General features: G+C 64.4%; 20 protein-coding genes. 4 read left to right on the top strand and 16 right to left on the bottom strand.

Going from position 1 to position 23,712, the window contains the following annotated elements; genetic code table 11:
• Positions 1–6 precede the first annotated feature (6 nt).
• The 3 genes from V7D81_RS16210 to V7D81_RS16200 are packed head-to-tail and all read right to left on the bottom strand — an operon-like array spanning position 7 to position 4,178.
• Complete coding sequence (locus tag V7D81_RS16210) at positions 7–1,146, bottom strand: hypothetical protein (RefSeq protein ID WP_324318123.1); 1,140 nt, start codon at positions 1,144–1,146, stop codon at positions 7–9.
• Positions 1,147–1,187: 41 nt separating this feature from the next.
• Positions 1,188–2,333 (bottom strand): aldose epimerase family protein, encoded by a 1,146-nt coding sequence (locus V7D81_RS16205; protein ID WP_324318121.1) that lies wholly within the window; start codon positions 2,331–2,333, stop codon positions 1,188–1,190.
• A gap of 45 nt (positions 2,334–2,378) precedes the next feature.
• Complete coding sequence (locus tag V7D81_RS16200; RefSeq protein WP_324318119.1) at positions 2,379–4,178, bottom strand: IlvD/Edd family dehydratase; 1,800 nt, start codon at positions 4,176–4,178, stop codon at positions 2,379–2,381.
• A gap of 276 nt (positions 4,179–4,454) precedes the next feature.
• Here V7D81_RS16200 and V7D81_RS16195 point away from each other — a divergent pair, with 276 nt between their 5' ends.
• Positions 4,455–5,882: an MATE family efflux transporter gene (locus tag V7D81_RS16195; RefSeq protein WP_324318117.1), complete on the top strand. Its 1,428-nt coding sequence runs from the start codon at positions 4,455–4,457 to the stop codon at positions 5,880–5,882.
• 12 nt (positions 5,883–5,894) lie between these two features.
• On the opposite strand, the gene V7D81_RS16190 is transcribed toward V7D81_RS16195, so the two are convergent.
• Positions 5,895–7,577, bottom strand: a complete 1,683-nt coding sequence (locus V7D81_RS16190; protein ID WP_324318115.1) for a TonB family protein — start codon at positions 7,575–7,577, stop codon at positions 5,895–5,897.
• A 198-nt stretch (positions 7,578–7,775) separates the two neighbouring features.
• Here V7D81_RS16190 and V7D81_RS16185 point away from each other — a divergent pair, with 198 nt between their 5' ends.
• Positions 7,776–9,554 (top strand): MutS-related protein, encoded by a 1,779-nt coding sequence (locus V7D81_RS16185; RefSeq protein WP_324318113.1) that lies wholly within the window; start codon positions 7,776–7,778, stop codon positions 9,552–9,554.
• Between the two features lie 48 nt (positions 9,555–9,602).
• Here V7D81_RS16185 and V7D81_RS16180 read toward each other — a convergent pair whose 3' ends face one another.
• Positions 9,603–10,211 (bottom strand): acyl carrier protein phosphodiesterase, encoded by a 609-nt coding sequence (locus tag V7D81_RS16180; RefSeq protein ID WP_324318111.1) that lies wholly within the window; start codon positions 10,209–10,211, stop codon positions 9,603–9,605.
• A 246-nt stretch (positions 10,212–10,457) separates the two neighbouring features.
• On the opposite strand from V7D81_RS16180, the gene V7D81_RS16175 reads away from it, so the two are divergent.
• Both V7D81_RS16175 and V7D81_RS16170 read left to right on the top strand, forming a co-directional pair.
• Entirely contained in the window at positions 10,458–11,570 is a 1,113-nt protein-coding gene (locus tag V7D81_RS16175; protein ID WP_324318109.1) for a sigma-54 interaction domain-containing protein, read from the top strand.
• 77 nt (positions 11,571–11,647) lie between these two features.
• Positions 11,648–12,061 (top strand): CHRD domain-containing protein, encoded by a 414-nt coding sequence (locus tag V7D81_RS16170; protein WP_324318107.1) that lies wholly within the window; start codon positions 11,648–11,650, stop codon positions 12,059–12,061.
• Between the two features lie 44 nt (positions 12,062–12,105).
• Here V7D81_RS16170 and V7D81_RS16165 read toward each other — a convergent pair whose 3' ends face one another.
• The 11 genes from V7D81_RS16165 to V7D81_RS16115 form a co-directional block, all read right to left on the bottom strand.
• A complete protein-coding gene (locus tag V7D81_RS16165) occupies positions 12,106–13,047 on the bottom strand; it encodes an SMP-30/gluconolactonase/LRE family protein (protein WP_324318105.1) in 942 nt (313 codons plus the stop codon).
• A gap of 171 nt (positions 13,048–13,218) precedes the next feature.
• A complete protein-coding gene (locus tag V7D81_RS16160) occupies positions 13,219–13,680 on the bottom strand; it encodes a c-type cytochrome (protein WP_324318103.1) in 462 nt (153 codons plus the stop codon).
• A gap of 26 nt (positions 13,681–13,706) precedes the next feature.
• The gene (locus V7D81_RS16155; RefSeq protein WP_324318101.1) at positions 13,707–14,468 is read right to left on the bottom strand and encodes a cytochrome b/b6 domain-containing protein; all 762 of its coding nucleotides are present in this window, start codon (positions 14,466–14,468) and stop codon (positions 13,707–13,709) included.
• The gene (locus V7D81_RS16150) at positions 14,465–15,076 is read right to left on the bottom strand and encodes a peroxiredoxin (protein WP_324318099.1); all 612 of its coding nucleotides are present in this window, start codon (positions 15,074–15,076) and stop codon (positions 14,465–14,467) included. The genes V7D81_RS16155 and V7D81_RS16150 overlap by 4 nt, the downstream gene beginning before the upstream one ends.
• Positions 15,057–15,443, bottom strand: a complete 387-nt coding sequence (locus V7D81_RS16145) for a hypothetical protein (protein WP_324318097.1) — start codon at positions 15,441–15,443, stop codon at positions 15,057–15,059. Before V7D81_RS16145 ends, V7D81_RS16150 begins: the two co-directional genes overlap by 20 nt.
• Positions 15,444–15,460: 17 nt before the next feature.
• Complete coding sequence (locus V7D81_RS16140) at positions 15,461–16,906, bottom strand: DUF1501 domain-containing protein (RefSeq protein ID WP_324318095.1); 1,446 nt, start codon at positions 16,904–16,906, stop codon at positions 15,461–15,463.
• Positions 16,907–16,928: 22 nt separating this feature from the next.
• A complete protein-coding gene (locus V7D81_RS16135) occupies positions 16,929–19,229 on the bottom strand; it encodes a DUF1549 and DUF1553 domain-containing protein (protein ID WP_324318093.1) in 2,301 nt (766 codons plus the stop codon).
• 317 nt (positions 19,230–19,546) lie between these two features.
• Positions 19,547–22,165: a TonB-dependent receptor gene (locus V7D81_RS16130; protein WP_324318092.1), complete on the bottom strand. Its 2,619-nt coding sequence runs from the start codon at positions 22,163–22,165 to the stop codon at positions 19,547–19,549.
• Positions 22,166–22,457: 292 nt separating this feature from the next.
• Positions 22,458–22,802 (bottom strand): c-type cytochrome, encoded by a 345-nt coding sequence (locus V7D81_RS16125; RefSeq protein ID WP_324318090.1) that lies wholly within the window; start codon positions 22,800–22,802, stop codon positions 22,458–22,460.
• The gene (locus V7D81_RS16120) at positions 22,799–23,002 is read right to left on the bottom strand and encodes a hypothetical protein (protein ID WP_324318088.1); all 204 of its coding nucleotides are present in this window, start codon (positions 23,000–23,002) and stop codon (positions 22,799–22,801) included. Before V7D81_RS16120 ends, V7D81_RS16125 begins: the two co-directional genes overlap by 4 nt.
• A 299-nt stretch (positions 23,003–23,301) precedes the next feature.
• The coding region (locus V7D81_RS16115; protein WP_324318086.1) for a hypothetical protein at positions 23,302–23,712 on the bottom strand (411 nt) is incomplete at its 5' end.

Below are 23,712 nucleotides of genomic sequence, written 5' to 3'. Positions count from 1 at the left end.
GGAACGTCAGTCGTGCGGCACGACGCCCTTCGGTGCTGTCATCAACCGTTTGATCAGGTCGACTTCGGCCTGCCGGTACGGCGTACCGTCGGCGCGCAGCACTTCGTGGAACCAGATGGTCGGTTCGGCGTCGGTGTAGGGCTTCTTCCAGGAATCCCACGGCAGCCGGGTCTGCGACCGGCCGTCGACGAAGCCCCAGTTGATCATGGCCACGTTGTAGCGCTTGCCCAGCGGCAGCGTGCCGTCGAAGGTCGAGCCATTGCCGCGCGCCATGTATTCGGTGCACAGCAGCGGCCGGCCGTAGGCCTGCAACTGCTTCACGCGGCGATCGAAAGTTTCCGGCCAGTTGTAGTCGTGAAACGAAATGACATCCGACTGTTCGATCTGGATCCGTTCGATCGCCGTCAGCCTGGCGGCGGACCAGTCGTCGTGCTGCCACAGGCCGCTGGTCAGCGGCTGCACCGGATTCTGGCTGCGCGCCCAGTCGAATACCTGACCCAGCAGCGTCTCCACGTACTTCTGCTTGTTCTGATGCTTCGGATAGTTGCCGCCGCCGTCGTTGTCCGGCTCGTTCCACACGTCCCAGGCCAGGATGCGCTCATCCTTCGCAAACGCACCGACGACGCCCTCCACGTATTGCCGCAACAGCGGATAGCGCGATTCATCTTCCAGCCGCGCGCGACCCGGCGCCTGCACCCAGCCCGAGTTGTGCACGCCCGGAATCGGCGGATGCTGCGGACCGAGCTTCGGCTCCGGATCCCAGCAGCTGTCGAAGAGCACGAAGATCGGTTTGATCCCGTGCCGTGCAGCGATCTTCAGGAACTCGTCGATGCGCTGCTTGAGGCCCTGCGCGTCCTGCTCCCACAGCAGGTTGTGCAGATACACGCGCATCGTGTTCATGCCGATGGCCTGCGCCCAGCCGAGTTCGCGATCGATGCCCTGCGGATCGAACGTATCCGCCTGCCACATCTCGAGCTGATTGATCGCACTGGCGGGGTTGTAGTTGCTGCCCACCAGCCACGGCTGCTTGTCATACCAGGCATTGGCCTTCGCGGCCGTCCAGCGCTCGGCAGCGTGGGCGGGCATGCCGAACAGTACGGCGGCCTGCGCCAGCACGGCGAGTGCGATCGAAGCGATACGAGTCATTGCGCGGTCTCCTTCATAGATCCGTGTCGACGTCAGGCCGCTCAGCGCGGCTGCGCCTTGCCAGAGAAGAATCGATAGACGATGACATTGCGATACGTTTCTCCCGGTGCGAGTCGCGCAGAACCGAAAGACGGACGATTCGGCGTATCCGGGAAAATCTGCGGTTCCACCGCGATGGCATCGCCCTGCCGATACGCACGGCGCGACTTGCCGATCACGGTCGCATCGAGAAAGTTGCCGGAATAGAACTGCAGGCCCGGCTGGTTGGACCACAGCTCGAAGCCGCGGCCCGACGTCGGTTCTTCCACGCGCGCCAGCAGGCGCGGCTCGCGCGCGACGTCGCGGGCGATCACGAAGTTGTGGTCGTAGCCGCGACCGATGACGATCTGCGGATCGTCGTTGCGCACGCGCGCACCGATCGCCATCGGCTGGCGGAAATCGAACGCCGTGCCGGCCACTGGCGTGATTTCTCCGGTGGGAATCAGCCCGGCATCGACCGGCGTGTAGCCGTCGGCCGGAATGGTCAGCACATGCCCCATCGCGCCCTGCGGCGAGCCATCGCCCGCCAGATTCCAGTAGGCATGATTGGTGATGTTGACGATGGTCGGCCGGTCGGTCGTGGCCCGATATTCGATCTGCAGCTCGTTGCCTTTCAGCGAGTACTTCGCGACGGCCGTCAGCGTGCCCGGATAGCCCTGATCGCCGTCGGGACTCACATAGCGCAGCGTGACGCTCGCTTCATTGCCGGTGCCGGTGGCGACGACGTCCCACAACACCTTGTCGAAACCCTTGTCGCCGCCGTGCAGCGCATTGCCGTTGTTGTTCTGCGGCGTCTGATACTGCTTGCCGTCGAGCGTGAATTTTCCACCGGCGAGACGGTTCGCAAAACGCCCGACGGTCGCACCGAAGTATTCCGGCTTCGCCAGGTAGCCATCGAGCGATGCGTAGCCGAGCGTGACGTCCTCGCGCCTGCCGTTGCGATCGGGCATGACGAGCGACTGCAGCGCCGCGCCGTAGTTGATGACGACTGCAGTGATCCCCTGATCGCCCTGCAGCGTGATGGCTTCGACGCGCCGCCCGTCGGGCAGCTTGCCGAACTCCGCACGGCTCGTGCCCGCGGCTGCGGCAGCGAACGCGACACAGGAAAGCGCGAGTCCTGCCGGGATGGAAGCTGTACGCAACGACATGATTTCCTCGCTGTGGTTGATGTGCCCGACGCGTCGCGTCGAATCTCAGTGACTGTCCCGCGGGTCGCCGGCGGTCTGCGCAATGCGCTGATACTTCACGGCCGATTCGATGACGGCGCCGCCGTCGAACTGGCCGGTCACATTGCGATGGATTTCCTGCCAAGGCGTCTGCGATGGCGGATAGGCCAGGCCGCCTTCGCGCTCGAAGTCGCGACGCCGCTGCGCGATTTCTTCCGCGCTCACGAGCATGTTGACTTCGCGACGTCGCAGATCGACGCGCACGCGATCACCCGTCTTCAGCAACGCCAGTCCACCGCCGACCGCCGCTTCGGGCGCTGCATTCAGGATGGAAGGCGAACCCGACGTTCCCGATTGCCGGCCATCGCCGATGCACGGCAGCGCATCGATGCCCGCACGGATCAGCGCCGCCGGCGGACGCATGTTCACCACCTCCGCACCGCCCGGATAACCGACCGGCCCCGCGCCGCGAATCACCAGCAGCGTGCGTTCGTCGATGCCGAGCGCCGGATCGTCGATGCGCGCGTGATAGTCCTCCGGACCTTCGAACACCACGACCTTGCCCTCGAAGGCATCGGGATCCGCGGGATTGCCGAGATAGCGCGCGCGGAAATCATCGGAGATCACGCTCGTCTTCATGACGGCGGAGTCGAACAGGTTGCCGTGCAGCACGGTGAGTCCCGCCGCCTTGCGCAGCGGCGCATCGAAGCGCCGGATCACCGCTTCGTTCAGCGGTCGCGCATCGCTGCAGTTCTCGCCGATGGTGCGTCCGTTCACGGTCATCGCATCGGCAGCCAGCAGGCCCTTGCGCAGCAGTTCGCCCGCGACGGCAGGCACGCCGCCGGCAAGATAGAAATCCTCGCCGAGATATTCGCCGGCGGGTTGCAGGTTCACGAGCAACGGAATGTCGTGCCCGAACTCTTCCCAGTCGGCGAGCGTGAGTTCGACGCCGATGTGACGCGCGATGGCGTTCAGATGAATCGGCGCATTGGTCGAGCCGCCCAGCGCGGAATTCACGCGGATCGCATTGAGGAAGGCGTCGCGGGTCAGGATGTCGGAGGGTTTGCGATCGGCGCGCACGAGTTCGACGATCTGCCTGCCGGTGCGCCAGGCGCATTCCTGTCGATCGCGATACGGCGCCGGAATCGCAGCCGATCCCGGCAGCGACATGCCCAGCGCTTCCGTCAGCGAATTGAGCGTGGTCGCCGTGCCCATGGTGTTGCAGTAACCGGTGGATGGCGCCGACGACGCCACCAGCGAAATGAATCCCTTGTAGTCGATCTCGCCGGCCGCGAGCATGCGGCGCGCCTTCCAGATGATCGTGCCGGAGCCGACACGCTCGCCCTGGTGCCAGCCATTGACCATCGGCCCCACCGACAGCGCGATGGCGGGGATGTTCACGGTGGCCGCCGCCATCAGCGACGCCGGCGTCGTCTTGTCGCAGCCGATCGTGAGCACCACACCGTCGATGGGATAGCCGAACAGCAGTTCGACGAGACTGAGATACGAGAGATTCCGGTCGAGTCCCGCGGTCGGCCGCTTGCCCGTCTCCTGGATCGGATGAATGGGAAATTCCAGCGGAATGCCGCCGGCATCGCGGATGCCCTGCTTGACGCGCTCGGCCAGCACCAGGTGATGGCGGTTGCACGGCGCAAGATCGCTGCCGGTCTGCGAAATGCCGATGATGGGCCGGTCGCTCTGCAGCTCTTCCAGCGACAGGCCGTAGTTCATGTAGCGCTCTATATAGAGCGCCGTGAGGTCCGGGTTCTGCGGATTGTCGAACCAGGCACGCGACCGCAATCCCCTGCCCTGCTTGCTCGCTTTCATCATGTCTCCGCGCATCGACCGAATCCCCCAGGCGCGCACCGGACGGGGCCGAGGTTGAACTGCCGCCGCCATCCGATCTATAAAGAATATATATCAGATAAATAGGTCGAGTGAGAAGATGATGCAGTCCGAGGCAGAGATGCGCCGCTGTGGGGCCGGCTTCAGCCGGCCTCTTTTCGGAAGTCAGGCTGAAGCCTGACCTACAGCCTGACCTGCAGCAGGAAGGCAGATCGCCGGACCCGACGGCAGAGGCGCACGCGTACAATCGCGCGCCTCATGTCTGCCTCCACCCCCGAATCCACCGCCGTCGCGCCGCACGACGCCGGCTTCTGGCGCATCGTCTGGCTCGCGCTCCAGGGCAGGAACTACGACTACACCGCGGAGAATCTGAACCGCGCCGTGCTGCTGCTCGCCGTGCCCATGGTCCTCGAAATGATCATGGAATCGCTGTTCGCGGTGGTCGACGTGTTCTGGGTGTCGCGCCTCGGCCGGGACGCCGTCGCCGTGATCGGCCTCACCGAATCCATCATGACGCTGATCTATGCCGTCGCCATCGGCATCTCGATCGCTGCGACTGCCATCGTCGCGCGGCGCATCGGAGAAAAGGATGCCGAAGCGGCCTCGGCGGCGGCGGGACAGATTCTCGTGCTCGGCGTGTCGGTATCCGCCGGACTCGGCCTCGTGCTGGGCTTTTTTGCGCCGACCATCCTGCAACTGATGGGCGCGGAACCTGCTGTGGTGGCGCTCGGCAGCGACTTCGCACGCATCATGCTCGGCGGCAACCTCACCGTGTTCATGATCTTCCTCATCAATGCGATCTTTCGCGGCGCGGGCGATGCCGTGCTGGCGATGCGCACGCTGTGGCTCGCCAATGCATTGAACATCGTGCTCGGCCCGCTGTTCATTTTCGGCTGGGGGCCGTTTCCCGAATTCGGCGTCACCGGCGCAGCCGTCGCCACCAACATCGGGCGCGGCGTCGGCGTCCTCTACCAGCTCTGGCATCTCGCCGGACACCACAGCCGCGTGCGTGTGCGATTGCGTCACCTCGTGCCGCAGGCCGATCAGCTGCGGGTCATTCTCACGACGGCGTGGAGCGGGATCGCGCAGTTGCTGATCGGCACGACGAGCTGGATCGGCCTGTTCAAGATCCTCACGCCCTTCGGCAGCGCGGCGCTCGCCGGCTACACGATCGCGATACGCATCGTCACCTTCGCGCTGATGCCCGCCTGGGGCCTCGCGAATGCGGGCGCTACGCTGGTCGGCCAGAATCTCGGCGCCGCCAAGCCGGAGCGTGCGGAGCAGGCGATCAGGATCGCCACGCGATTCAACGTCGTGTTCCTGGCGATCGTCGGCGTGCTGTTCGTGGTGTTCTCGGGTCCGCTGGTGCGCCTGTTCTCCACGGATGCGGAAGTCATGACTCACGGCATACGCGCGCTGTGGATCGTCAGCCTGGCCTTTCCTCTCTATGCTGCCGGCATGTGCCTGGAAGCGGCGTTCAACGGCGCGGGCGACACCTGGACGCCGACGCGCCTGAACTTCTTCTGTTTCTGGCTGGGCCAGGTGCCGCTGGCGTGGATTCTCGCGGATGGATTGCAGCTCGGCCCGATGGGCGTATTCATCGCCGTACCGATCTCGTTCACCGTGCTCGCGCTGTGGAGCGCGGTGCTGTTCCGCCGCGGCCAGTGGAAGCAGCAGCGGATCTGAATCGCAACGCCTTCATTTCTGCAACCTGAAGCTCACGCGCACGCGCACGGGCTGGGTCACTGCCGGATCGGCCGACGGACTCGGCGCATATTCCCAGCGCTTCACTGCATTCATCGCGGCGCGCTCGAAGAACCGCCCGTTCTGCGCCTCATTGACCCGCACGCTCGCGACTTTGCCCGACGCCGCGACCGCCAGCGTCAGATCGACCCAGCCCTCGATGCCGTGTTCGAGCGCGTCGCGGGGAAAGTCGGGTTGCACCGCCTTCACCAGCTTCGGTTCCGCCGGCTCGATGATTTTCTCCTCGATGATCTTCGCGGCGGGCGGCGGCGCCGGCACCGCGACGATGGGCGCCGACAAAGCAGCCCCTGCACCGTCTGCTTCGCGTGCAGGCGGCGCAGGCGGACCCATGTCGAGCGGATTCGCAGCGCCCGCGCGATTCGATGCGGCGACAGGAGCGATCGCAGGCATTGCTTCATCCGCCAACACCGGCGATGCATCCGGCGCCTTCTTGCGCGCAGACGTTCTGCCTGCAACGACCACCGGCGCTGCTGTCGATCGGGCCTCCGGCACCGGCGGCGGCGACTGCAGCCGCGCCAGCTGACTCGCCTGCTCTTCGCGCAGTTCGCCGTCGAGCACCGCGAGGCGCCGATGGTCGGGGCTGATCCGGCGCAGCCGCTCGAGCGCAATGCCGGCTTCCGCGAGACGCCCGTCGATGATGGCGAGCTTCACGTCTTCGATCATGCGGTCGGCAATCGCGTCCATGCCCTGCCTCGCCTGCGCATTCATGGCATCGAGCGACAGCACGACACCGTAGAAGTGCAGTGCGCTGCTTTCCGCCGGCTCGACGTAGCGACCGTTGTCGAGCGCCTGCTTCGCCGCTGCGAGATTGGTGGCGATCACCTGGCGTGAATCGATATCCGGCCTCCGCGATTGCATCGTCCACCACACCGCCGCGCCGACGATCAGCGCTGCGACTGCGGCGATCGACCAGACAGGCCATCCAGGAATGAAGCGCGAGGGTGTCGACGCGGGTGTGGCCGGCCTCGCTCGCGGCTCGACCATGACCGACATTGCCGCCACGCGCGTGGGTTCCTGCGCGGATTCCACTGCAGACGCGGGTACCGCGATCGGCGACTCCGCCTTCGACAGCGCCGGCATCGGCACGACCACCGGTTCGCCGGAATGCTCGACGGGAACTTCCGGCGGCGGCGCCGCGGGCTCGCGACGCGCGCGATACTTCAGCGACTGATATTCGCTGGCCGCCGAGCGGATCACGAGTCGCGCCAGCGACGGCGTCACCGGCTTCAGCATGAAGCGTTCGACGACGGCCGACGACAGCAGCCCGATCAGCGCATTGTCATCGCCGCGGCTGCCGACGGCGATCGTGATCGTTGCGGGATCGTAAGTCCGCATCTGTCTGCCGATCTGTACCAGCGCCTGCTGCGTCAGTGCCTGGTCGGTGATGAGGATGCCGCAGTTTCCCGCCGCTGCCAGGTGCGTGGCCTCGTCCAGCGACGCGGCGATCGCGACAGGATGCTGCGTACCCGCCGCAGCCCGTATTGCCTCGCACAACGCGGGATCGGTCGTCAGCACCGTGATCGCGATCGGCGCTGTCGCGACCGCCTGAAGGCGTGGCCCGGGTCGCTCCGGCGGGTGTTGACGACGCAACCTCGTATCGAACTCGGCGGTGTTCATGAGCTGGCTGGCACCCCGGATCCGCGACGTCCGTGTCGCGGGAGACATGAGCGGTGCGCGAACCATAGTCCCGCCGGATTCGCCGGCAAACTGGCCTGAAGGCGTAAGAGGCAGCGTGCCGCGCCGGCATCCATCGCGTCACGACAGCGGCCGATATACTGCTGCACCGCATGAACCCGACCTCGTGAGCACCGCCCTTTGAGTCCCATCGACCGCTACCGCGACCGCCTGCAGCAGCACGAAACACGCATCGCCGGATTCGATCGCCTTCAGGATCGGCTCGGCCTGATCCGCATCGTCCTGTTTCTGGCGACCGCCCTCACTGCATGGTGGCTGCTGAGCCGCGACACCCATTCACTGGGGTGGCTGTTGCTGCCCGCAACCGCCTTCGTCGCCGCCGTGATGCATCACGGACAGATCCGGCGACGCAGCACGCTGTCGCAGCGCGCCGCCGCGTTCTATCGCCTGGGCCTCGCGAGACTCGAAGACCGCTGGATCGGCCAGGGCCGGCAGGGCGAGCGGTTCAACGACCCGCATCACGTCTATGCCGCCGATCTCGATCTGTTCGGGCGCGGCAGCCTGTTCGAACTGCTGTTCACGGGCCGCACGCGCATGGGCGAGGAATGTCTGGCCGGCTGGCTGCTCGCGCCGGCGCCGATTGCAGAGGTGCAGGCGCGGCAGGAAGCCGTCGCGGAGTTGCGCGAGCGTCTCGACCTGCGCGAGGACATCGCCGCCCTTGCCGCCGACGCGAATGTCGGCGTGCAGCCGCAGGCGCTGGTGCGATGGGCGGAGTCGCCGAATCTCCTGACGCGCCGCTGGCTGCTGCCCGCCGCCTTCGTCTTGCCGTTGCTCGCCATCGCGACCGCGGTCGCCTGGCATCGCTGGGGACTGATTTCTCCCCTGCTGCTGGTTCTGGTGCTCGAAGGCGGCGTCATCCGCCTGCTTCGCAGCGAATTGCAGCAGGCAATGCAGGGCACCGAGCAGGCCTTCGAGGATCTGAAACTGCTGGCCGGCCTGATTGAGCGCATCGAACGCGAGCCCGTACGGTCGGCACGCATGAACGCGCTGCGACAGAAACTCTCGTCGCACGACGTCGCCGCGTCGGCCGCCATGTCGCGACTGGCGACGACCGTGCAATGGATCGAGTCGCGCCGGAATCCGCTGCTGCAGCTGCTCGGCCTGCCGCTGCTGTATCCGCTGCACGTCTCGCTGGCGGCGGAACGCTGGCGCGCCGATCACGGCAAGGCCGTGCGCGCCTGGCTCGAAGCGATCGGAGAGATCGAAGCGCTGCTGTGCCTCGCCACGTACAGCTTCGAGCATCCGGAAGATTCGCTGCCGCGATTCATCGAAGGCGCCGCAGGCGTCCGCGCCTCGCACCTCGGCCATCCGCTGCTTCCCGCAGCCCGCTGCATTCGCAACGATGTCGCCCTCGTCGCACCGACGCGCGTGCTGCTGATCAGCGGTTCCAACATGTCCGGCAAGAGCACGCTGCTGCGCACGATCGGCATCAACACCGTGCTGGCGATGACCGGCGCGCCGGTGCGTGCGGCAGCGTTCGAGCTGACGCCGCTGCAGGTCGGCGCCAGCATCCGCGTCAACGATTCGCTGCACGAAGGCAGCTCACGCTTCTACGCGGAGATCACGCGCCTGCGCCAGCTGCTCGAACTCACCCGGCAACCGTTGCCGCTGCTGTTCCTGCTGGATGAACTGTTGCAGGGAACGAACTCGCAGGACCGGCGCATCGGCGCGGCCGGCGTGCTGCACGGATTCCTCGACCGCGGCGCCATCGGCCTGATCAGCACCCACGATCTGGCGCTGATGGACATCGATGCCGATCACGCCGGACGACTGCGCAACATGCATTTCCAGGATGAGCTGGTGGATGGACGGATGAAGTTCGATTACACGCTGCGCGAGGGTGTGGTGACGCGCAGCAATGGTGTGGAGTTGATGCGATCGATCGGATTGGAGGTGTAGGGCTTCTGTCTTCCTGTAGGTCAGGCTTCAGCCTGACATTCCCAAGAGTCAGGCTGAAGCCTGACCTACAGGAAGACAGCCGGCCACATGTTCCTGCAACTGCGGAAAGAACTCGGCGAAGTCCGCCGTGAGCCCCGCCTCTTCCGCGACCAGCAACGGAATGCTCGCCGGCAGATCGAAGGAACGTTTCCACCGCTGCGTCAGATACGTCGAGATACGCCGCAACGCATGCTCGACACCGGCAAGCTCACGATAGGACCCCAGCAGATCGAGACGCACGATGCGCTCGAGCGTGAGCTTGGCATCGGGCGGCAGCGGCAGCGTCGTGACGCTCGCGCCGGCATAGAACTCATCGACGAAGGCCCGCAGCGGCTGCGATGAGTAGTGCTGCCACCGGTTCGCCAGCAGGTAGTCGTAGAAAACATCGATCAGCACGCCGCTGAAGCGGCGGTACTCCGCAGGCACGCGCTCGCGGCTGCGTCGCACCAGCGGATGCGAATCGGTAAAGGCGTCGATGGCTTTGTGGCAGGCGGCGCCGCGCAGAAACTCCTCGCTCATGCCGGCGCGGTCCGCTCCGCGCACCAGATCCGCGAGCAGATTCCCGAGACGGAAATCGATGTTCGGTTCCGACAGCAGGGTGTGCGCGAGCCAGTTCATCGACTGATTCCGGAATTCGCTGACAAGGCGCTCATATCTGTTCCCGCAGTGGCGATGCGTCGAATGCTAGCAGCGGTTCCGAAGAAAAGTTGATTGCGGTTAGCAACGAGTCACAACGGACGCGCCGCGTAACAACGCAGTCATCGCTGATCGCAGGCACGCATGAGCACATGCATACGCGCGCTTTGGATATGCCGGGCACGCCGCGATACTGCAGTTCCTGGCACACGCAACTGGACGCACTTCATGACACATCGGAACGGTCGGGTGATCGAACACCCGGAGGCCGGCCAGGGGAACGAATCGATACGGGCCAAAGCCGTCATCTTCAACGATCCCAGGTCGCAGGCGGTTCTGCAGCAGATCGATCGCGTCGCCCGCGCCGATGCGCCGGTGCTCATCATCGGCGAGACGGGCACGGGCAAGGAACTCGTCGCCCGCCATCTGCACGCGCAGAGCGGCCGTTCGGGACCGTTCGTGGCGGTCAATTGCGGCGCCGTCATCCAGTCGCTGGCGGAAAGCGAACTGTTCGGTCACCAGGCCGGTTCGTTCACCGGCGCGAACGACACGCGCGCGGGCTGGTTCGAGGCCGCGAACGGCGGCACGCTGTTTCTCGACGAGATCGGCGATCTGTCGCCGTCGCTGCAGGTAAAACTGCTGCGTGTCCTGCAGGAACGCGAGGTCGTGCGCGTCGGTTCGCGCAAGCCCATCGCCATCGACGTGCGGCTGGTCGCCGCGACCAACGTGGATCTCGCCGAAGCGGTGGCGAACGGCCGCTTCCGCCTCGATCTGTTCTATCGCCTCAACGTCGTCACGCTCGACCTGCCGCCGTTGCGCGAACGGCCGGGCGACATCCTGCCGCTGGTCGAGCATTTCCTCGCCCTCTATGCGCGTCGATTGAATGTCGACGCGGCGACGCTGTCGCCGGACGCGATCCGCACGCTGCAGCAGTATTCCTGGCCGGGCAACATCCGCGAACTCGAGAACGTGATTCATGCCGCGCTGCTGCTGGCATCGAACGGCGAGATACGCACGCGGGACCTGCGATTCAGCACCCTGGCCACCGGCTCGGGCGATGCCGGCACCGCGCCGCTCGACGTCATCACGGCACAGCTGCAGCGGCTGTTCTCCGATCCGCCGACCCACCTGCACCAGCAGCTGGAAGAACTGACGGTACGGCGGGCCTTCGCCTACTGCGGCAACAACCAGGTCCAGACCGCGCGGCTGCTCGGGATTTCGCGCAATGTGCTGCGGACGCTGCTGAAGCGTTTCGGACTGATCGCCGCCGAAGCGGACCCGAGCGGCTTCGACGAACTGGACTCGCTCGACGACGACGAATCCGTCCCTGCCATGAACTAGAACGTGCGCTGCGCCGCCAGCGCAGCGTGCCTTGCCGATTCCTCAACACCACTCCAACACAGGAGACTTCGATACTCATGTCGCGAATTCATCGCTCGATGCTATTGCTCGCACTCACCGGCGCTACCGTCTCGTCAGCGTGGGCCGCAGATACCCACGTGAAACTGAGCGGCCAAGAAGAAACGCCGCCGGTCACGACTGCCGCGACCGGCACGGCAACGATTTCCGTAGCTGCCGACAAGAAAGTTTCCGGCGTCGTGAAGACGACGGGCGTGGACGGCACCGCCGCCCACATTCACGCCGGCGGTCCCGGCGAGAAAGGCCCGCCGGTGATCACGCTCGAGAAAGGCGAGAACGGCGCGTGGAAAGTTCCGGCCGATGCCGTACTGAACGACGAACAGTACGCCGCGTACCAGGCCGGCAAGCTCTACATCAACATCCACAGCGCCGCCAACAAGGGCGGCGAGATCCGCGGCCAGATCAAGCCGTGATCGTCCGGCTGGCTGCGCGCCGCGGCGCAGCCAGCCATTTCTCCTTACTTCGCGCGCGTCTTCGGACCCTCTGCGAGCAACGCGATGCGATACGCCGCACCGCGGCCGACGACATACAGCGTCTTGCGGTCCTTGCCGGCGAACGCAAGGTTCTGCGGCGCCTTCGGCAGCGGAATCACGCCGAGCGCAGCACCCTTCGAACTGAAGATCTGGATGCCTTCGCTCGAGGCCACATACAGCCGGCCCTGCGCATCGACGGCGAGTCCGTCGGCGCCACTGCTCCAGCCGTTCTCGGTCTGCTTGAAGCCGGCGAGCTTCGCGAAATTGCGGCGCTTGCTGGCCGTGCCGTCCGCGGCGACGTCATACGCAAAGATGTACTCGCCCGCGGTGTTCGCGACATACAGGGTTTTCTCGTCCGGACTGAGCTGGATGCCATTGGGGCGTGCGATGCTCGTGTCGATCTGCGACAGCTTGCCGGCGGGTGAACGGTAGTACACCGCGGTCGGCACGGGCGGCTGACCGGCTGCAGGCCGCGCGCCCGGATCGGTGAAGTAGATGCCGCCCTTGGTGTCGGCTACGAGATCGTTGGGACGGTTCAGCGGCTTGCCTGCGAAACCATCCACCAGCGTCGCCGCGCGGTCGGCGGGATACACGATGCCGATCGAGGGCTTGCCCGTCTGCACGGACACGATGTCGCCGTTCTTCAGACGCGCAAGGCCGTTCGAGCCGTTGCTGTTCTCCAGGAACGTGCTGATGGAACCGTCTGGTGCGATGCGGGTGATGCGGTTCGCCTGCGTCTCGGTGAAGACGAGACTGCCGTCCGGCAACCCGAGCGGTCCTTCGGTGCCTTCGAATCCGTCACGGATGAACTCGATCTTCGTGCCGGCGGCGACGACGCCGTCGATGGCAGGCGTCTTGAGATCGACGTCGGCGTGTGCCGCGCTGAACAGGGTCAGCGAGGCGAGAGTCGTTGCAATGCGTTTCATGGTCGTCTCCTGCAAAGTTTGATGATTCGTTCTCCCCTCTTCTTCTTTCTTCCTGTGGGGCCGGCTTCAGCCGGCCTTCTGAAGAAGTCAGGCTGAAGCCTGACCTACAGGAAGAAGGCCGGCTTGAAGCCGGCACCACAGGCAGAGAAGAGAAGAAGACCTGCGCTTCGCTCAGTCGCGCTGCCTGAAGCTGTTGTGACAACCCTTGCAGGTCTCGCTCAACTTGCCGAACTGGGCCTTGATGGCAGCGAGGTCGCCACCCTGCGCAATGCGTGCGAGATCGTTGGCGGCCGTGTTGAACTCGATCGCGAGGCGCCGCGCTTCGTCGGGCTGCTTGAAGAACTCCGGCTTGAGCTGCGTCGGCTTCCAGCCGGTACCCTGATCCGTACCCGCGCCGTACAGCGCGCCGAGTCCCGAGTTCGCCACTGCCGCGATGGCGTTCGCGGCGGCAATCACCTGTTCCTTGTTGTAGGTCGCCGGCTGATCGACGACCTGCTTCTTGATCTTCCCGGTATTCCAGCTGATGAAGGAATACGCAGACTGGCGGAAACGGATCTGGTCCTCGATGGGACCGGCGGCGGCAACGGTGGTGACGGCGGCGAGCGAGATGGCAAGCAGGAATGTTCGGTTCATGATCGGGATGTGAAGGAGGAAGGGAACTACCAGTCCGCCGTCGCTGCGGCAGGCACGGCGACTTCAGCGTGAGATGCAGCCGGTGCACGGAACACCAGCCATGAAGCTGTCGCCGCAATCGCAACAGCAGCGACGAATCGCCATCCGAGATGCTTCGTGGTTGCCGCCGACTCGGTGTTCACTGCGACCTTGCTGCCCGTGATCATCGGCGTCACAAGATTCGAACGGCGCACCAGCAGATAGAAGATGATCGCCAGCACGTGCAGGCCGATGAAGCCGGCAAGCACGTAGAAGATCTGTTCGTGCCAGCCGGTAAGCGCATCGCTCGTGCTCTTGCCGACCGACGCGGACAACGGCCCGGCAAAAGCGATGTCGTCGTTGGCGTAGAGACCGGTCGCGACCTGCGCGGCCACCAGCGCCAGCAGCGCGATGACGGAGAGCGCGCCGAGCGGATTGTGTCCGCGCCCCTGCCAGCGACCGCGCAGGTAGGCAACGAGGCGCGACGGCGTCGGAAAGAAATTCCGGAAGCGCGCCGTCGGCGTGCCGATGAATCCCCAGATCAGCCGGAACACCAGCAGCGCCAGCACGAAGGCGCCGATCCTGCCGTGCCAGTCGGCCCAGTTGCTGCCGCCGAACTCGGCGGTCACGTAGGCGGCGGCGATCGACAGCACCAGCGTCCAGTGGAACAGCCGCACGGGCAGATCCCAGACCTGCACCGTGCGCGCGGAAACCTTCGACGCGCGCGCAGCGTCGGCGGCGATGGCTGTTTCTGCCGGGACGGCGCTCACTGCGATGACCGGGCGCGCGCCAGCGTTTCGACGAACTCGAGCGACTTCGCAACGTTCTCCACCGGCGACAGGCCGCTGAGCGTCGCCGCGATCCGGCCGTCCGGCGTGACGATGAAGGTCGTACGTTCGGCCAGGCCATGGCTGATGTCGAGACCGCGCGTGTCCTTCTTGCCTGCCGCGGCGTCGCGGATGCTCAGGTCGAACGAGCGCGCAACGCTGCCGTCGACATCGGACGCCACTGGAATCTTGCCGGCGCAGTATTCCGGGTCTGCGGAAAATTCGGCGAGCCGCTCGATGCTGTCGAGCGAAACGCCGATGACGGACGCACCCGCCGCCGCAAACTTCGCGTGATTCACCGCAAACGTATGCGCCTGCAGATTGCAGCCACCGGTATAAGCCGACGGATAGAAATACACGACCACCGGCCCGCGTCCGAGCGCCTCCTGGAGCGAGAAGGAGAACTTCCTGCCATCGAGCGCCGCGGGCGTGCGGAAATCCGGCGCCTTGTCGCCGGCCTCGAGTGCGGCGAACGCAGGCAGTGCGGTCAGCAGCACGCAGCCAAGCACGAGACGCGAGAGAAGGGTTCGATCAGGGTTTGTAGATTTCATGGCATGCCTTGCAGTTGCTCGCCGTATCGCGCGCAGCCTTGATGGCCGCGTCGAGGTCTTTTGCTTCTATCGCCGTGAACACCCGCTCGACCGTCGCCCGTCCTTCGATCGCGATCTTCACCGCGTCCTCGGCGCCCTTCGCAACGAAGTACTCGTGCGTGTACTGCAGGCCGTCGCGCAGCACCTGCGCATCCGCGAGCGCAGAACTCAGGTTGCCTGCCGTGAGCACGGGCTCGAGATCCTTGAGCGCGGTTTCCATGTCCTGCATCAGGTACGAATCGACGTCGCTGGTATCGATGATGGCGAATGCGAGATGGCCGGGCATGAGCGCAGCCAGCGCCATGCCCCCGATTGCAGTGAATCTCATCGGGATCGGCTGGCCTCTTACGCGAGCAGATCCTTGACCACCTCGCCGTACACGACGGTCGGGCGCTCGGCGCGGCCGTTGTGCAGGTAGGTCACCTTGAGATGGTCGAGTCCCATGAGCTGCAGTACGGTCGCGTGCAAGTCGTAGGTGTCGACACGAACGTCGCTGGCCACTTTCAATCCGATCTCGTCTGTGGCGCCGACCGTGGTACCGGCCTTGATGCCGCCGCCGGCGAGCCACTGCGTGTAGCCCCATGGATTGTGGTCGCGGCCATCACCGCTCTGACCGTACGGCGTGCGGCCGAACTCGGAAGTCCACACGACCAGCGTCGAATCGAGCAGCCCGCGCGACTTCAGGTCGGCCAGCAGGCCGGCGATCGGCTTGTCGACCGCGCGCGCATGCGCACGATGATTGCCTTCGAGATTGTTGTGCCCGTCCCAGTTGCGATCTTCGCCGTCAATCTCCTGCGGACCCGAGATCACCTGGATGAAACGCACACCGCGTTCCACAAGCCGGCGTGCGCGCAGCATGCACGTGCCATAGCCTTCAGTGGCCGGATCGTTGAGGCCGTAGAGTTCGCGCGTCGCGGCCGATTCCTTCCTGAGATCGACCGCTTCTGGCGCGGCGATTTGCATCTGCGCTGCCAGTTCGTAGGAGCGGTTGCGTGCCTTGAGTTCGGTGTCCTCGGGAAAGCGATCGCCCAGGCGACGATTCAGGCGATTCAGCAGATCGAGCGAATGCTCCTGCTGCGCGGCGGCGACTGCTTCCGGCGCCGTGAGATGCAGGATGGGTGAATCGCCGGTGCGGAAGGCCGTGCCCTGATACACCGCGGGCAGGAATCCCGAGGCCCAGTTGACGGAGCCGCCGCGCGGTTCCTTGCTGTCGTTGTAGAGCACGACATACGCAGGCAGGTTCGGATTGGCAGCGCCCAGCGCGTACTGCACCCACGAACCCAGCGACGGCCGGCCGGGATTCAGGTCACCGGTGTTCAGTTTGAGAATGGAAATGTCGTGAGTCGCGCCGATCGTGACACTCGACTTGACGAAGGCTAGATCGTCCGCGTGCTGCGCCAGGTTCGGCAGCAGATCGGAGAACCATGCGCCGCTCTCCCCGTACTGTTTCCAGGTGCGCTCGGTCGCGAACAGTTTGCCGCTGACGCCGCGCACGCCTTCCTTGATGCCTTGCATGAAGGACTCGGGAACTTCCTTTCCCGCGAGCTTGATCAGTTCCGGCTTGTAGTCGTACAGATCGAGCGTGCTCGGTGCGCCATCCATGTGCAGCCAGATCACCGACTTCGCCTTGGCGGCGAAGTGCGTCGATTTCGGTGCCAGCGGATCGATGAATTCTGCCGCCTGGGCGGCGGACAGCAGCCCGCCGCCCGGCGCATACAGACCGGCGACCGCGAGACCTCCCAGTCCGTAACCCGCCGTGGTGAGAAACTGTCGTCGTGAATGCGTGGTCATGTCGTGTTCCTGATAAGACGGTTCAGAAGCGATAGGTGAATTCGTTGGAGTTGGCGACGGTGTGGACGAGATCCACGAACGCCGCGGCGCGCACCGGATCGACGCTCGCCGGATTGCTGAGTCCGGTGGGCACCGCAAGCGCCAGCTTGCCTTCGGCCGCCTTGCTGCGGACCACACCGGTCTCCTGATCGAGGAATGCGCGCAATGCCGCCTTCTCTTCCTTGTCCGGCGTGCGCGAGAACAGGATGCGATAGAGCTGATCGAGCTGCGCCGATTCATCGTTACCCGCTTCGCTGATCACGCGTCCCGCGAGCGCCTTCGACCAGCCGAACACGACCTCGCTGTTGAACAGCGTGAGCGCCTGCAGCGGCGTCGTGGTCACGTCGCGCTTGCTGTGCGCCTGCTGCGCCGACGCCAGATCGAATGGCTGCAGCAACGGATAGGGAACGCTGCGCCGCGTGAAGATGTAGATGCTGCGGCGATTCTGTTCCTGCGGATCCTGGGACACGAGCCACAGGTTGCCGGCGTTCAGATTGGACGGCACCGGCGGAAACACCGCCGGGCCGCCGATCTTCTGTTCCAGCTCGCCTGCCGCCACCAGCAGCGAATCGCGAATCTGTTCGGCTTCGAGTCGCCGCCGCGGGAAGACCGCGAGCAGTTTGTTTTCCGGATCGGCCGCGAAGACCTCCTCACGGAAAGCGGACGACTGACGATAGGTGCTCGACAGCAGGATCTGCCGGTGCAGCGACTTCACGCTCCATCCCTGGCGTACGAAATCGCTGGCCAGATAGTCCAGCAGTTCCGGATGCGTCGGACGCTGCCCGGCGCGACCGAAATCGCTGACGGTGGCAACGATGCCGCGGCCGAAATACTGGTCCCACACGCGATTCACGAATACGCGCGCCGTGAGCGGGTTGGTCGGGCTCGCGATCCAATTGGCCAGTGCCGTACGACGTCCGGATGACGTGGCCGTGGGCTTGACCACCGGCTGCTCCGTCGTGATCGCGGCAGGGAACGCCAGCTGCACTTCTTCGAGCGGACGTTCGTTGTCGCCGCCGAAGAAAACGTAGGTCGGCGGTGCGTCCGCGCGGCCCAGCTCGCTCATGGAAGAAATGGTCGCCGAGCCCGTTGGCTTGAGATGGTCGAACTTCTTCAGCTCCTCCTGCAGGCGCTGGTATTCGGCGTACAGCTCGCGATATTCCTTGTGATAGTGCGGCGCCGACTCCGCCGAGTTGTCTTCCAGGTAGCTCGACAGCACGTTGTCGCTCAGATAGTCGCCGTAGCGGTTGTGCACCCAGCGATCCACCGCGTCCCACTGTCCTTCCGGCTTGCGCAGCGACGTTTGCGTAGCTTTGGCATAGCGCTCGTAGTTGTAGAGCTCGGCCTCGCTGCGCACCTTGTCGATGATGGCCTTCTGCCGGGCCTTGATCTCGCGCGTCGCTTCCTTGTAGGCAGCCTGCGCCTTTTCGAAATCGATCTCCTGCTGCGTCTTCTGCGCCGGAACGTCGTCGACCGCACTGGTGTTCGCGAAGAATGCCTGCAGCTGGAAATACTCCTTCTGCGAAATCCTGTCGCTCTTGTGATTGTGGCAACGCGCGCAGGCGACGGTCTGCGCCAGGAATACTTCGCCCACCGTGTCGGTCATGTCGGTGGTGTGCTGGTATTTCTTCTGGATCAGGTCGCGCGAGTTCGCATTGTCGGGATAGCTGCGCAGAAAGCCCGTGGCGATCAGCCCGGCCTGGCCTGCATCCGGCAGTTCGTCGCCGGCGAGCTGTTCCTTGATGAAGCGATCGTAAGGTTTGTCTTCGTTGAACGCGTTGATCACGTAATCGCGATAGCGCCACATGTTCGGACGGGTCTGATCACCCTGGAAACCGGCGCTGTCGGCATAGCGGGCCAGATCCAGCCAGCGGCGTGCCTGACGCTCGCCATATTCCGGCGATGCCAGCAAGCCATCGACGAGCTTTTCGTAAGCATCGGGCGAGCGATCCTTCACGAAGGCATCGACTTCCTGCGGCGTGGGAATGACACCCAGCGTGTCGAGCGTGGCGCGACGAATGAACGTGGCCCGATCGGCATCGGGTGAAGGCCGCAGATTCTTCTGTTCGAGCTGCGCGAGGATGAAGGCATCGACGGGCGTACGTACCCACTTCGACTGCTTCACTGCCGGAATATCCACCGACTTGACGGGTTCGTAGGCCCACCAGTTCCTGACAGCCTTCGCGGGCGCTGCAGCCGGCGCCGGATCGTTCGCCGCAACGGCCGTTGCAACGGCGAATCCTGCCGACAGCGCCAGGTACGCCACTTTCTTCTTCACCGACATGCCAGCTCCTTTCGACTCGTTCGCTCGATTCGTCTGTGTCGCAAACACGGTTCTCGATTTCCGGAGAACGCGAGCAAGCCATGTGCCAGCAGCGCTTCGTGACCGATTCGCTACCGCACGATGACCTGCTCGTATCGCAGGGCTCACCCAGCCCGCAGATTTCGCCTCGCACGGGTCACGGCGCGGTGACAGCGCCACACCAGTCGCGACGCATGCCTGTTGGGGCGACAGCACGGCTGTTCCGTTTGATTCATGTTCACGCGGCAGCTCGTCATGCTCGTTCATGATTGACGTCCTCGAAGTGCGTGCCGCAACGCTCACAGACGCCCGCTCAGCGAGACGCCGAACCAGCGGCTCACCGGCGGCACGGCGCTTTCCCAGGTTCTGACCAGCGGCGTGTCGTCGCCGAGGACGTTCTTGCCGAGTACGCTGAGGTCGTAGTTGCCCCAGCGCAGTCCGACCGAGAGATCGGTGGTGCTGTATCCCGGAATCCAGGAATAACTCGACAGCGCCACGTCGGAATTGAACTCGCTGATGTAGGCCGTGTTCAGGCTGACGTGGAGATCGGCGTCGTCGAGCCCCCTGATGGAGACGGGATACTGGAAATCCACACCGATGTTCGCCGAGTACTTCGAGGCGCCGGGCAGTTGCAGGCCAGCCGCATCACGGTAGCTCGCGGCGCCGGGCCAGGTGTTCTCCACCGGCTGCGGTGCGTTCGGAAATTTCACGTAGTAGGCATCGTTGTAGGCGCCGGAGAAGCGGATCGACGTGTGCGGGATCCCCGTGTAGAACGCGTCTATCTCGACTCCTTTGGCGCGCACCTTCTCGGCGTTGCCGGTCTGCTGCGTGTAGTAGAAGTTGCCGTCGTTGGCGCTATTGGTCGTGTACTCGTCGAAGATGAGCACGGCCTGCTGATAGTCTTTGATGTCCGTGAGGAACAGCGCGGCATTGAGGACCAGCGAACCATCGAGCCACAACGTCTTGACGCCAAGTTCGTACGAGGTGTTCTTCTCCGGTCGGGCAGGCGTGGCAATGCCATTGGTCACCAGCGCGATGCCGGCCTTCTCGCCGTACTGGTACGACGCGTATCCCGTGATGTTGTCGGTGAACCGATAGCTCGGACTGACGAGATAGCTTGGCTGCGTGTCGTCGAACGTACCGACCTGCGTGCCCTCCCATACGACACCGATGCGTCCCGCGCGAGTCGCCTTGGCCGCAGCGATCTGTCGTCGCTGCGTATCGTTGAGCGCGGCATACGAGGCGACGCCGAAGTACTTGTTGGCCGTGAAATCCGCCAGCGCGAGCTGCTCGGGGGTGTTGGTGCCCAGCACACCCGTGGTCGCATCGCTGTCGAATCCACCGAGCTTCACGCCATTGACAGCGACCGGGTTCAGCTCCGGTGCGTATCCCTCCTTGGTATTTCCTCGCCACACACCATTGGTGCGGTCCTCGCGAGTGAAACGCGCACCGGTGGTCAGCGTGAACGAGTCAGTCACGCGCCACTTCGCCTGACTGAAGGCAGCACTGGTGCTGTTTTTGATCTCCTGTCCGGTCCGCGTCTGCAGACCCCAGACGGAATTCAGCAGCAGGTAGCGACCCGCAGCATCGCGATCGAGCAGGTTGTATCGCGCATTGTTGGCGAACCATGCGCCGGCATCTGCGCCGTGATCGTCGCCGCCGCTGATGTAGTTCGTCTCCTGCTCGAGGAAGTACATTCCCACGGTGTAGTCGAAGACACCGCCGAGGCTGTTGCTGACCCTGAACTCCTGGCTGGTCTGTTCGTTGTGGCTGTAGCCGCCGCCGTTCTTGGTGACGTCGAAGGTCGTGCCTTCGTCGTTGCCGGCGCGAAAAGCGTAGTCACGCCACGCCGTGATCGACGTCAGCAGATAACTGCCGACCTGCCAGTTGAACTCGGCCGATGCACCGCGACTCTTGGTGACCAGCGGCCGCTGCGCATCCAGGTCGACCGTGTTGCCGAGATAATCGCGTTCGTAGCTGTAGTCCTCGACCTGGGCGAACCAGCGTCGCGCGAGCCGGTCTTCCACACCGAGGCTCGTCACCGGACTGCCGTTGGCATAGAAGTCGGGTCGCTCGCGATAGAAATTCCAGCCGTTGTAGAACTCCGAGCGCTGCGGCTTGATGTCGACAATGAAACGGCCTTCGAAGTTGTCGGTAGGCGTCAGCAGGAACTGCAGTCGTCCCTCGGCACTGTCCTGATTCAGGAAGGTGTGATCCGGGTTGTACGAGTTCGGATAATCGCCATCACCCTTGTCGACATTGGCCGATGCACGCCACGCCAGCAGGCCGTCGATCAGCGGCCCGCCGGCCGCCACCGTTCCCGTGATGCGGCTGTTCTGCCCCAGCGATACCTGCCATTCGGCGGTCGGCTCGAACGTCGGCCGCTTGGTCGTGACGTTGATGAGTCCGACGTTGGCGTTCTTTCCGGACAGCGTGCCCTGCGGACCGCGCGTCACCTCGATCGCTTCGACATCGAAGAAACCGAAGGTCGCGAGCGGGTTGTAGGCATAGGGCACGTTGTCGACGACGACGCCGACGCTGGGATCCATTGCATCCGTCTGCGCCTGCTTGCCGATGCCGCGCATTGAAATGGCGCTGGTACGCGAGTTGCCCGCGCTCCACGACACGTTGCTGAGCCGCTGGACCAGCGACTTGATGTCGCGCGCCTGCAGCCGATCGAGCTCCTCACCGCCGACAATGGAGATCGACAGCGGAATCTCCTGTGTCTCGCTCAGCTCCGTGCGGACGCGGGTGCGTTCGCCAATGACCTCGACGCGTTCGATCTCCTGCCGATCGGTCGCGGCCTCCGCATCGGCTGACGCGGACTGAGCCTGCGAAGCCTCCGCGGCCATGAGCAACAGGGCGCCGGTAACGGCGGTGGAATGACGAGTCGAAACTCCCGTAATTTTCTTTGACATGATCTCCAAAGCCCCATGACGATGATTCAAGAAGGATTCGGATGAGCACGAATCCGCGAGGGCCTGTAGGAGCAAGTGAGGTGCCAGGATTCCTCCTGGTTCGAGTATTGAGAGCTCGTGAGAACGTAAGTCTCGGAACGGACGCAGTCTTGCGACGATCATGATAAATGCGCATGTCGTCATGCCTCGACGACGACGCGCAATGCGCGACCGGCGGCTGCTTTTACTTCCGCAGCTTTTTGCGTGTGTTTGATGAATTCGGTACAGCGTCGACGCAGTCAGTCGTTGCCGATCACTGGAGGCTCAGGATCCAGGCAATCACCGCCTGCAGATTCTCATCGGAAATCTTCTCCTCGCCATTCGGCTGCATCGGCAGATCGCCCCACTCGCCTTCACCGCCTTCGCGGACTTTGGCGAACAGGCGCGCCGCGGCCTGTGGATCACCGCGATGGCGGGCTGCCACTTCCTTGAAGGACGGACCCAGCAGTTTCTGGTCGACGCGATGGCAGCTGATGCAGCCGCCGCGTTCCATCAGTGCTTCATCCGATGCGAATGTCTGCACGGGCAATGACGTCGCTGCCCATACCGCAACCAGCGACAGCGCGATGCGCTTTGCGATCGATGCGTTCGACTTCATGCGGAGCGCGGCTCGCACAACAGTCCGCGCAGGGAAATCCCGTGCAACGCCGCCTTGTTGCGGATCGACGATTCGGTACGGCGCAGGATCTTGGCGATCTCGCGCAATGACGTGCGTGCTTCGACCAGTGACTGCAGCTTCTGCACATCGTGCATCGACCATGAATTTGCCGCTGACGGCACCGTGAAACCTCTGGACATTCCGCTCATCACTCCCGATCGATTCTGCGAGGACGATTCATAGCAAGAGACCTGCCAGACCGGTCCTCGTTACCGGTCTGGAATGCACTTTGAATGTGCTGTGCGAATTTTCGGCGGCGGTCGGCCGCGCGTGGATGCCGGCGGGTCACCCGAGGGTCACAGCGGATGGCCGCGGACCCGGCGCGGCTGCTGAGCGGGAATCAGCGACACGACTCGAATGCTGATTCCAGAACAACGCCGCGCATTGCTGTGCGAAGCAGGACGCCCGCCGTTCGCAGGCGTCCCGCGGCATGCGCTGATCAGTACTTCACGGAGCATCCATACGGCTGAGTCGACGCAACGCGCAGCGGCTTGCCCGCGTTGAGATCGGCGAGCGCTTGCGGCACGTACTGCGTTGCCTTCGAGATGTCCTCCACCTTCGAGCTCGGAATCGAATCGATGGCGCCGGCGTACTGCAGCGTGCCCTTCGCGTCGATCACGTACAGATGCGGCGTGGTCTTGGCGCCGTAGAGTCGACCGACGTTTCCCGGCGAATCGAGCAGATAGGCCGTCTGCTTGCCGCCGCTGCTGGCAATCACCTGCTTCGCGGCCGCACCGTCCACGTGGCCCTGCTTGCCTTCGGCGGACGAGTTGATCGTGAGCCACACGACGTCCTCGCCGGTCGCCTGGCCCTGCTGGGCCTGCAGATTGCCGCTGTAGTGCTTCTTCAC

This window comes from Povalibacter sp., from assembly GCF_036735925.1.
Lineage (GTDB): Bacteria > Pseudomonadota > Gammaproteobacteria > Steroidobacterales > Steroidobacteraceae > Steroidobacter.
This window is presented reverse-complemented; position numbering and strand designations above follow the sequence as displayed.

Excerpts from the sequence above, each read along its gene's own strand:
- V7D81_RS16165 (WP_324318105.1), bottom strand. The coding sequence starts at position 13,047 with ATGAAACGCATTGCAACGACTCTCGCCTCGCTGACCCTGTTCAGCGCG.
- V7D81_RS16130 (WP_324318092.1), bottom strand. The coding sequence starts at position 22,165 with ATGTCAAAGAAAATTACGGGAGTTTCGACTCGTCATTCCACCGCCGTT.
- V7D81_RS16175 (WP_324318109.1), top strand. The coding sequence starts at position 10,458 with ATGACACATCGGAACGGTCGGGTGATCGAACACCCGGAGGCCGGCCAG.
- V7D81_RS16210 (WP_324318123.1), bottom strand. The coding sequence starts at position 1,146 with ATGACTCGTATCGCTTCGATCGCACTCGCCGTGCTGGCGCAGGCCGCC.
- V7D81_RS16145 (WP_324318097.1), bottom strand. The coding sequence starts at position 15,443 with ATGAGATTCACTGCAATCGGGGGCATGGCGCTGGCTGCGCTCATGCCC.
- V7D81_RS16205 (WP_324318121.1), bottom strand. The coding sequence starts at position 2,333 with ATGTCGTTGCGTACAGCTTCCATCCCGGCAGGACTCGCGCTTTCCTGT.
- V7D81_RS16200 (WP_324318119.1), bottom strand. The coding sequence starts at position 4,178 with ATGAAAGCGAGCAAGCAGGGCAGGGGATTGCGGTCGCGTGCCTGGTTC.
- V7D81_RS16120 (WP_324318088.1), bottom strand. The coding sequence starts at position 23,002 with ATGTCCAGAGGTTTCACGGTGCCGTCAGCGGCAAATTCATGGTCGATG.
- V7D81_RS16160 (WP_324318103.1), bottom strand. The coding sequence starts at position 13,680 with ATGAACCGAACATTCCTGCTTGCCATCTCGCTCGCCGCCGTCACCACC.
- V7D81_RS16195 (WP_324318117.1), top strand. The coding sequence starts at position 4,455 with ATGTCTGCCTCCACCCCCGAATCCACCGCCGTCGCGCCGCACGACGCC.
- V7D81_RS16140 (WP_324318095.1), bottom strand. The coding sequence starts at position 16,906 with ATGACCACGCATTCACGACGACAGTTTCTCACCACGGCGGGTTACGGA.
- V7D81_RS16180 (WP_324318111.1), bottom strand. The coding sequence starts at position 10,211 with ATGAACTGGCTCGCGCACACCCTGCTGTCGGAACCGAACATCGATTTC.
- V7D81_RS16125 (WP_324318090.1), bottom strand. The coding sequence starts at position 22,802 with ATGAAGTCGAACGCATCGATCGCAAAGCGCATCGCGCTGTCGCTGGTT.
- V7D81_RS16135 (WP_324318093.1), bottom strand. The coding sequence starts at position 19,229 with ATGTCGGTGAAGAAGAAAGTGGCGTACCTGGCGCTGTCGGCAGGATTC.
- V7D81_RS16190 (WP_324318115.1), bottom strand. The coding sequence starts at position 7,577 with ATGAACACCGCCGAGTTCGATACGAGGTTGCGTCGTCAACACCCGCCG.
- V7D81_RS16170 (WP_324318107.1), top strand. The coding sequence starts at position 11,648 with ATGTCGCGAATTCATCGCTCGATGCTATTGCTCGCACTCACCGGCGCT.
- V7D81_RS16150 (WP_324318099.1), bottom strand. The coding sequence starts at position 15,076 with ATGAAATCTACAAACCCTGATCGAACCCTTCTCTCGCGTCTCGTGCTT.